Consider the following 8,613-nt stretch of genomic DNA (forward strand, 5'->3'; position numbering starts at 1 on the left):
CTTTCGCCATCATGCTGGAGGTCGTCCCGATGCCGCTGCCGGCGCGCTCGCCGGAACTCGGCCGGTCGAGACCCCCTTGTGGTTCCTGCCGGACAAGCGGCTCGGCAACCGGATTATCCATCCCACGACGCCATCACTGACCAGTGCTGCGACGACTGAAACACCCTCGCCGACCAGTGCTGGCGCATCCTGTCCATCAAATTTCGCAGCTGGGCGCATGGATTCTGATCAGCGTGGGCCGGTATGAATCCCGCATCAAATGTTCACGGCCCGAACAACAGATTCTTAATTAAATTCGGATGCATTGGCGGCATTACGCCATTCCAGGTTGCCGCCGTCATGCTGTCCCACATCAAGATTCTTCCCAAGATCCTCGGCATCATCGGACTGATGGCTGCCGTCATCGCCGGTACGGTCTGGTTCGCCACGAGCCGAATGAAGGCGATCGACGACGCCTATTCGGCCTTTCTCACGAAGGACACCGCCGCCGTCATCGAGATGCGACGGACCAACCGCCTCGTGAACGTGGCGATGTACCAGGCCTATCGCACGATCGCGGAGTCCGATCCGGCCCTGATCAAGGTGGCGGACGACGAGCTTCGTGCCATCCCCGATGTGGTCACGAAGGTGCTGCAGCAGATCCGACCACTAGTTCCGGCCTACACGGCCCGGATCGACGACGTGAATGCCAAGCTCAGCCATATTTTCGCGGGGTTGGAGGAGATGCGTCCGCTGGCAGCCCTCAACAAGAATGAGGAGGCGCTGAGTGTGATCCACGCGACGGTCGACCCGGTCTTCAAGCTGCTGTCGGACGAGATCACCCGGATGGCCGATGAGATGCAGGCCGCCACCCTCAAGGCGTCGAGCGAACTCACCGACCAGACCAACGCCACCCGGACCACGACGATGGCCCTGGCCGCCGGCGGCTTCGGGCTCGGCATCCTCATCGCCTTCCTGGTGGTCGTCACCGGGATCACGCGTCCGCTGGCCGGGCTCGTCTCGGTCCTGCAGCGCATGGCGCAGGGTGATTTCGCCGCGGAGATCGCGGCCTCGAAGCGTGGCGACGAAATCGGTGCCGTCGGCCGGGCCGTGGTGGCGATCAAGGACAAGGTGGCCGAGCAGGCCGCCTCCGAGGCGTCCGCAAAGCAGAGTGCGGATTACGCCGCATCGATCGAGCGCCGCACCGCCCGGCTCGCGATGGCGGACGGCTTCGAGGGCGCCGTCGGCGGCATCCTGCAGACGGTCGCGTCCGCCGCCACCCAGTTGCAGGCGACGGCCCGGACCCTCACGAACACCGCCGGCCAGACGGCGAGCCAGACCTCCACCGTCGCCGCCGCCGCCGAGGAGGCCAGCACCAACGTCACCATGGTGTCGGCCGCAGCCGAGGAGCTCGGCTCGTCGGTCGACGAGATCGGCCGCCAGATCGGTGGGTCCGCCGACCTCGCCCGCCGCGCCGTCGACGAGGCCGCCCAGACCGGCGTGCTGGTGAAGGACCTCAGCGAGGCCGCGGCCCAGATCGGCAACGTCGTCGCACTCATCTCGAACATCGCCGGGCAGACGAACCTCCTCGCGCTCAACGCCACCATCGAGGCGGCCAGGGCCGGAGAAGCCGGGCGCGGCTTCGCCGTGGTCGCGACGGAGGTGAAGGAACTCGCGAGCCAGACCGCGCGGGCCACCGACGAGATCTCGGCTCAGATCAGCCGTATCCAGGGCTCCACCGGCCAGGCGGTGTCGGCGATCTCGGGGATCACCGATCGTATCCGCGAGATCAGCGCGATGACCACCACGATCGCGGCGGCGGTCGAGGAGCAGGGTGCGGCAACGCAGGAGATCGTCCGCAACGTAACCCAGGCGGCGGTCGGCACGGCGAGGTCACGGCCACCATCTCCGGCGTCGCCGGGGCCGCCGAGGAGACGGGTGCGGCCGCGACCCAGGTCCTGGCGTCCGCCTCGGAGCTCTCGCGCCAGTCCGAGACCCTTCGAGCCGAGGTGGGCAAGTTCCTCCAGACCATCCGGGCGGCCTGACGCGGCTCAGCCGTCCCGCAACTCCGCGTCGAGGAAGGCCTTCACCTCGGTGCGGTCGATCCCCGGCGCGATGAAGCTCTTCCCGATGCCGCGGGCGAGGATGAAGGTGAGCGCGCCGTCGCGCACCTTCTTGTCCTGGGCCATGGCCTCGACGATCGCGTCCGCATCGCCGCAGCCCCCCGGCACCGCTTGCAGGCGGGTCGGCAGGCCGGCCAGCGCCAGGTGGTTGGCGACGCGGCCGGCCTCCTGGCCCGGGCAGAGGCCAAGGCGCGCCGAGAATCGGAAGGCGAGGCACAAACCGATCCCGACGGCCTCGCCATGGACGAGACGGGCTGAATCGTAAGCCGTCAGCCGTTCCAGGGCATGGGCGAAGGTGTGGCCGAGGTTGAGCAGGGCGCGCTCGCCGTCCTCGCGCTCGTCGCGCACGACCACACCGGCCTTGGCCCGGCAGCAGATCGCCACCGCCTCGTCGCGCTCGGGGCCGCCCGAGAAGAGGCCGGCCCAGTTCGCTTCGCACCAGTCGAAGAAGCCCGCATCCGCGATGAGCCCGTACTTCGCGACTTCCGCGTAGCCCGCCCGCATCTCGCGCTCCGAGAGGGTGTCGAGGGTGGCGGTGTCGGCGATGACAAGGCGCGGCTGGTGGAAGGCGCCGATCAGGTTCTTGCCGTGGGGGGAGTTGATCCCGGTCTTGCCGCCCACCGAGGAATCGACCTGGGCGAGCAGGGTGGTCGGCGCCTGCACGAAGCGCACGCCCCGGCGCAGGGTCGCGGCGGCGAAGCCCGCGAGATCACCCACGACTCCGCCGCCGAGCGCCACCACGACGTCGTTGCGCTCGACCTTGTGGGCCAGCAGGCCATCGCAGACCTGCGCGTAGGTGGCGTAGCTCTTCGAGGCTTCGCCCGGCGCCACCGCCACGATCCCGGAGCGCAGGCCCGCCGCGTCCAGGCTCGCGCGCAGACGCTCGCCGTAGAGGCCGGCCACGGTCTCGTCGGTGACGATCACCGCCGCGCGGGCGCCGAGACCGGCCACGGCGGCGCCGGCCGTGTCGAGAATGTCGCGGCCGATGCGGATGTCGTAGTCGCGGCCCGCGTCGAGAGGCACGTGAACGGTCAGGGAAGAACTCACTGCGCGGCGACGCCTTGGTTCGAGGAGCCATTGAGATGGGCGTCGAGCGCCTCCATCACGTCCTGCACGACGCGGTCGTGCGAGACGTCGCGGGAGGGCACCACCACGTCGGCGACCTCGTAGACGGGATGGCGCACCGCCATCAAGGCGCGCATCGTGCCCTCCGGGTCCTCGGTCTGGAGGAGCGGCCGGCCGCCGCGCTTGCGCACCCGGCGCATCAGCACGTCGAGCTCGGCCTTGAGCCAGACCGACACGCCGTTCTCGGCGATGCGGGCGCGGGTGGGCTCGCGCATGAAGGCGCCCCCGCCCGTGGCGAGCACGAGCGGCCCCTCGCGGATGAGCCGGGCGATGACCCGCTCCTCGCCCTCGCGAAAGCTCGCCTCGCCGTAGATCGCGAAGATGTCGGGGATGCTGAGATGGGCGGCCGCCTCGATCTCGGTGTCGGCGTCCTTGAACATCAGGCCGAGCCGTCCGGCGAGCCGCCGCCCGACCGTGCTCTTGCCCGCGCCCATGAGGCCGACGAGCACGATCGAACGGCGGCCCAGTGCACGGCGCAGGCGCAGCTCGATCGGATCGGCTTCGGGCTCACTCATCACGGAAGGCTTCGCATCGATGCGGCGTCGGTCCACTCTCTGGTGTCGCGGCCGGCCTGTCCATGCCGATGCCGCTCGCCGGCACCCTTATCGCGTTTCGGGATGGGGGCGAAGCGGGGCTCCACGCGGGGACATCCCCCGCATCCTGCGCCCGCTGTGTCCCGGAAGTCCTTGCCTTCCGCACCCCTCTGGGAGAAACCCCTTCCACCGCAGCGCGATACCACGCTCGCCCGCCGCACCCGCCCGATCGAGGTTCGCCCGACGTGCCGACCCTGTTCCGCTTCCTCGCCACCCTCGCGATCCTCGGCGGGCTGGTCTTCGCCGGCATGTTCGCTCTCGCGACCTTCGTCGAGCCGACCCCGCGCGAGATGAGCGTGACGATTCCCGCCTCCAAGCTGCAGCCGCCGCCCCGGTGACGCTCCCGGCACCTCCGGAGGCCGCCGCGACGGAACCTTGGCCCGGCGAGCCTTTCCTGGAGATGCTGGCGGCCGAGCGCGGGGCCGCGCTCAACACCCTCGAGGCGTATCGCCGGGACCTGACCGACTATCTCGGCGTGCTCGCGGGGCAGGGCGTCGTTGCCGCCGAGGTCGAGCCGGCGACGGTACGGGCCTATCTCGCCGATCTCGAGACGCGAGGCTTGTCCGCCGCCTCGGCGGCCCGGCGCCTCTCCTGCATCCGCGGCTTCCACCGGTTCCTCTACGCGGAGGGGCTGGCCACGGGCGATCCGACCGTGGCGCTCGCCGGCCCGCGCCGGGGGAGGGGCCTGCCCAAGGTTCTGACGGTGGCCGAGGTCGACCGCCTGCTCGGCGTCACCCGCGAGGCTGCGGCTTCCGGGGAGGGTGGCGTCCAGGCGCGGGCGATCCGCATGCACGCCCTGCTCGAGCTCCTCTATGCCACGGGCCTGCGCGTCTCCGAGCTCATCGCCCTGCCGCGCAGCGCCGCCACCACGCGCGACCGCTTCCTGATGGTGCGCGGCAAGGGTGGCCGCGAGCGGCTGGTGCCGCTCACCGACATGGCGCGGGATGCCATGACCCTGCATCTGGCGAGGCTGCCGGGGGACGGGCCGTGGCTGTTCCCCGCCGACAGCGAAAGCGGCCACCTGACCCGGCAGGCCTTCGCCCGCGACCTCAAGCTCGCCGCCGCCGCCGCCGGGCTGCGCGAGGACCGGGTCAGCCCGCACGTGCTGCGACACGCCTTCGCCAGCCACCTTCTCCAGAACGGCGCCGACCTGCGCATCGTTCAGGAGTTGCTCGGGCACGCCGACATCGCCACGACGCAGATCTACACCCACGTCCTCGACGCCCGCCTCAAGGGCATGGTCCGAGACCTGCACCCGCTCATGGACGAGGTTATGGACGAGGCCATGGACGAGGCGGAGGAGAGCCCCTGACGGTCCCCGTGGCCCCCACCCGCGACACGGACTAAGCTACGCGCCCATGCCCCTCGACGAACCCTCCGGCATCCCCGCCGCGCCCGACCTCACCACCGGCTCCAGCGCCCCGCCGGAAACGCCGCGGACCCTGGAGCGCGCGCTCGGCCATCAGATCAGGACGCTGCGGCGCGAGCGCGATCTCTCGGTCTCGGACCTCGCCGCCGCCGCCGGCGTCTCGCTCGGCATGATCTCGAAGATCGAGAACGGGCAGATCTCGCCCTCGCTCTCCACCGTCAACGCCATCGCGGGCGCCCTCAACGTGCCGCTCACCGCGCTGTTCGCCGCCTTCGAGGAGAAGCGCGACTGCTCGCATGTGCGGGCGGGAAAGGGGGTGATGATCGAGCGGCGCGGCACCAAGGTCGGCCATCTCTACGAACTGCTCGGGGCGGCACTTGGGGGCGACGTCGTGGTCGAGCCCTATCTCATCACCCTGCAGGACGATGCCGAGCCCTATACGGGCTTTCGCCATGCCGGCATCGAGTTCCTGTACATGCTGAGCGGGGAGGTGCTCTACCGCCATGCCGACCGCACCTATCCGCTGGCGCCGGGCGATGCGCTGCTGTTCGATTCGGGCGGCGTCCATGGCCCGGAGAAACTGGTGTCCTGGCCGATCACCTATCTGTCGATCATCATCTACCCGCGCCATCCGACCTGAGACGTCATCCTCATGAGTGCCACCGCAACCGTCCGTCCCGACGTCCTCGCCGCGATCGGCGGCACGCCGCTGATCCGGTTGGCGCGAGCCTCCGAGGCGACCGGCTGCACCATCCTGGGCAAGGCCGAGTTCATGAATCCCGGTCTTTCGGTGAAGGACCGCGCCGCGCTCTTCATCGTGCGCGATGCGGAACGGCGTGGGCTGATCCGGCCGGGCGGCACCATCGTCGAGGGAACGGCCGGCAATACCGGCATCGGCCTCGCCCTGGTCGCCGCGGTGCGGGGCTACCGCACCGTGATCGTGATCCCGCAGACCCAATCGGCCGAGAAGAAGGAGACGCTGCGGCTCGCCGGCGCGAGGCTCGTCGAGGTGCCAGCGGTGCCGTTCTCGAACCCCGACAACTACGTCCACGTCGCGAGGCGCCTTGCCGGGAGACTCGCCGACATGGAGCCGGCCGGAGCCTTCTTCGCCGACCAGTTCGACAACCTCGCCAACCGCCAGGCCCATATCGAGACGACGGGTCCGGAGATCTTCGCGGCGACGCAGGGACAGGTCGACGGGTTCGTCTGTGCTGCCGGCACGGGGGGCACGCTCGCCGGCACGGCCGAGGCGCTGCGCGCCCTCAAGCCCGGCGTCAGCATCGCACTCAGCGATCCCGAGGGTTCGGCGCTGCACGCGTACTATGAGAGCGGCACGTTGAAGGCCGAGGGCTCCTCGATCACCGAAGGCATCGGCCAGGGCCGGGTGACCAAGAACCTCGAAGGGTTCCGGCCCGACCATTCGTTCCGCATCCCCGACGGGGAGGCCCTCGACATCGTGTTCGGGCTGATGCGGGAGGAAGGCCTGAGTCTCGGCGGCTCCTCCGGCATCAACGTCGCCGGGGCGATCCGGCTGGCGCGCCTGCTCGGACCGGGCCACACCATCGTGACGATCCTCTGCGACGGGGCGGCGCGCTACGCCTCGAAGCTGTTCAACCCGGCTTTCTTGCAGGAGCGCGGCCTGCCGGTGCCCACCTGGCTCATGGCGGGCGAAGAGCCGCTGCCGGACTGGCGAGCCTGAGTTTCGCACCCTTCGCGAAGGCCAGCCCAAGATCCCGCGAAAAGGCATTGAACGGAATCGATCTGGGGGACGTTGCACTGGTCAAGCTCGGGCGCTCAAGCTCGACCGCTACGGAGCATGCCCCATGACCCTGACCACCATTCTTCTCATCATCCTCATCCTGGCTGTGCTCGGCGGCGGCAACTTCCTCGGCGGCGGCGCCTATCGCGGCCAGAGCTTCGGTCTCGGCGGCATCCTGATCATCATCCTGATCGTACTCCTGGTGACCGGCCGCCTCTGATCGTTCATCGATTGCACTCGATGCCGACGACGAGTCCGCCTAACCGGCTCGTGACGGCACCGATCGAGTTCGGCCCGGGGTTCACTGCCCCGGGTCCGGGCACGACGCCGTTTTCCGCGAGGAATGCGGCGATACGCACGCCCGGTAACAGGGTGTAGCGCGTCGGCGGCATCACCCCGGCGACGAGCCGCGGGGATGCTGGAAACGACGCCACCAACCCGAGCAGAGCCCCGGATCGATCGAGGATCGGCGCGCCGCCCGCCCCTGGCTGCAACGGGGCGTAGACGCTCTCCCCTGTGGCCTCGCCCGGCGCCACGGCCACGGCTCCGGCCGCTTCGGCTCCCAGAACCATGACGGTTTCGGCCTCTGCGGCTGGGGCTACGCGCAGGCTCGCGGAGGGTCCGGCCGACCCCTTGCCCGGCGGCGTCCAGTCGAGGAGCGCCAGACCGCGTGCGGGATCGCCCGCGACGACCCGTGCCGGCTTGCCGCCGATCGACGGGGTCGCACAGCCGTCCAGCGCCCTCGCGCTGGTCAGGACCCGGGCCGGCTCGACCACCAAGCCGGTCGCGGCCGGCGCCCGGCGAACGACCGCCACCGGCGGCAGGGCCACGGCAGGCGCCGGCCCACGCTCGGGCACCGCTGCCGGCGCGGCCGAATCGAAGGGCGTGAAGCTGTTGGCGACGGCGATGACGAGGCGGTCGACCTCGGCCGACGCCGCCTTGCCGTAGCCGATCGTGAAGCCGCGTATCCCCTCCGCGCCAGCCGCGTAGCGGATGTAGGACTTTCCCTGCGTCGTCTCCGCCGTGACCACGAGAAAATCCGGCCGCTTGATCTTGTAGGTCACCTTCCGGTCCGTCGCCGGCGCGGTGATGCGGGCGAAGATCGCGTCGAGGTCGGTCTCGCCGGGCGGGAACGACTTGGTGTCGAGGGTGATCGCCCCGTCGGCGCTCTGCCAGCGGGTGCCGCCTGGCACGCTCGACCGTTTGGGCAGCAGGCGCTCGGGCACGCCGAGGGTGACGCCGCTCGCCCCGTCGCGCCTGAGCGAGAACGCCGCCGCCTTGCGCGCCGCTTCCCCCGATGCCAGCAGGGCCGCCCTGGTCGCCGGGCCGGGAAAGGCCGGATCCCTGGCGCCGGTGCGCGCCGCATAGGCCAGGAGCGCGTCGTGGGTGCGTCGGCCGTAGGTGCCGGTGACGACGCTGTTGTAGTCCCCCGTCCAGACCAGGGCGTCCTGCAGCCCCTTGCGCTCGGCCTCCGGCAGGGCCTCGTAGGCTGCCCTGGCGGCGTCGAAGGCGGGGTCGGGCGCGACCGGAGGCTTGGACGGCGTGACAGCCTTGGGCGGAGGGGAGGGCGCCTGTGCGCCGGCCGCAGTTCCGATGAGAAGTGTGAGGCAAGCGGCGATCCATCGAACCCGATACGCCATGATCACGGTTCCCCGAACGCCCGGC

General features: G+C 70.4%; 8 protein-coding genes and 2 pseudogenes. 7 read left to right on the forward strand and 3 right to left on the reverse strand.

Features of this window, described 5'->3' with window-relative positions; translation table 11 throughout:
* Together ACFE7U_RS08955 and ACFE7U_RS08960 are read left to right on the forward strand one after the other, a co-directional pair.
* Positions 1 to 228: pseudogene (locus ACFE7U_RS08955) on the forward strand (IS630 family transposase); the annotation flags it as partial.
* Positions 229 to 390: 162 nt separating this feature from the next.
* Positions 391 to 2,024: pseudogene (locus ACFE7U_RS08960) on the forward strand (methyl-accepting chemotaxis protein).
* Between the two features lie 6 nt (positions 2,025 to 2,030).
* Here the strand turns inward: ACFE7U_RS08960 and aroB are convergent.
* Positions 2,031 to 3,149, reverse strand: coding sequence for a 3-dehydroquinate synthase (aroB, locus tag ACFE7U_RS08965; RefSeq protein WP_375409376.1), 1,119 nt, complete (start codon positions 3,147 to 3,149; stop codon positions 2,031 to 2,033).
* Entirely contained in the window at positions 3,146 to 3,742 is a 597-nt protein-coding gene (locus ACFE7U_RS08970) for a shikimate kinase (protein ID WP_375409377.1), read from the reverse strand. The genes aroB and ACFE7U_RS08970 overlap by 4 nt, the downstream gene beginning before the upstream one ends.
* 263 nt (positions 3,743 to 4,005) lie before the next feature.
* On the opposite strand from ACFE7U_RS08970, the gene ACFE7U_RS08975 reads away from it, so the two are divergent.
* From ACFE7U_RS08975 to ACFE7U_RS08995, 5 genes are all read left to right on the forward strand, one after another.
* The gene (locus ACFE7U_RS08975; RefSeq protein ID WP_375409378.1) at positions 4,006 to 4,158 is read left to right on the forward strand and encodes a histidine kinase; all 153 of its coding nucleotides are present in this window, start codon (positions 4,006 to 4,008) and stop codon (positions 4,156 to 4,158) included.
* Positions 4,159 to 4,220: 62 nt separating this feature from the next.
* Positions 4,221 to 5,132 (forward strand): site-specific tyrosine recombinase XerD, encoded by a 912-nt coding sequence (locus ACFE7U_RS08980; protein ID WP_375409386.1) that lies wholly within the window; start codon positions 4,221 to 4,223, stop codon positions 5,130 to 5,132.
* A gap of 46 nt (positions 5,133 to 5,178) precedes the next feature.
* On the forward strand, positions 5,179 to 5,829 hold the full coding sequence (locus tag ACFE7U_RS08985) for a helix-turn-helix domain-containing protein (RefSeq protein WP_375409379.1): 651 nt from the start codon (positions 5,179 to 5,181) through the stop codon (positions 5,827 to 5,829).
* 12 nt (positions 5,830 to 5,841) lie between these two features.
* On the forward strand, positions 5,842 to 6,888 hold the full coding sequence (locus ACFE7U_RS08990) for a cysteine synthase A (RefSeq protein ID WP_375409380.1): 1,047 nt from the start codon (positions 5,842 to 5,844) through the stop codon (positions 6,886 to 6,888).
* A 124-nt stretch (positions 6,889 to 7,012) separates the two neighbouring features.
* The gene (locus tag ACFE7U_RS08995; protein WP_018046049.1) at positions 7,013 to 7,168 is read left to right on the forward strand and encodes a hypothetical protein; all 156 of its coding nucleotides are present in this window, start codon (positions 7,013 to 7,015) and stop codon (positions 7,166 to 7,168) included.
* Positions 7,169 to 7,172: 4 nt separating this feature from the next.
* On the opposite strand, the gene ACFE7U_RS09000 is transcribed toward ACFE7U_RS08995, so the two are convergent.
* Complete coding sequence (locus tag ACFE7U_RS09000; protein WP_375409387.1) at positions 7,173 to 8,588, reverse strand: serine protease; 1,416 nt, start codon at positions 8,586 to 8,588, stop codon at positions 7,173 to 7,175.
* Positions 8,589 to 8,613 lie beyond the last annotated feature (25 nt).

This window comes from uncultured Methylobacterium sp., assembly GCF_964251405.1.
Taxonomy (GTDB): domain Bacteria; phylum Pseudomonadota; class Alphaproteobacteria; order Rhizobiales; family Beijerinckiaceae; genus Methylobacterium.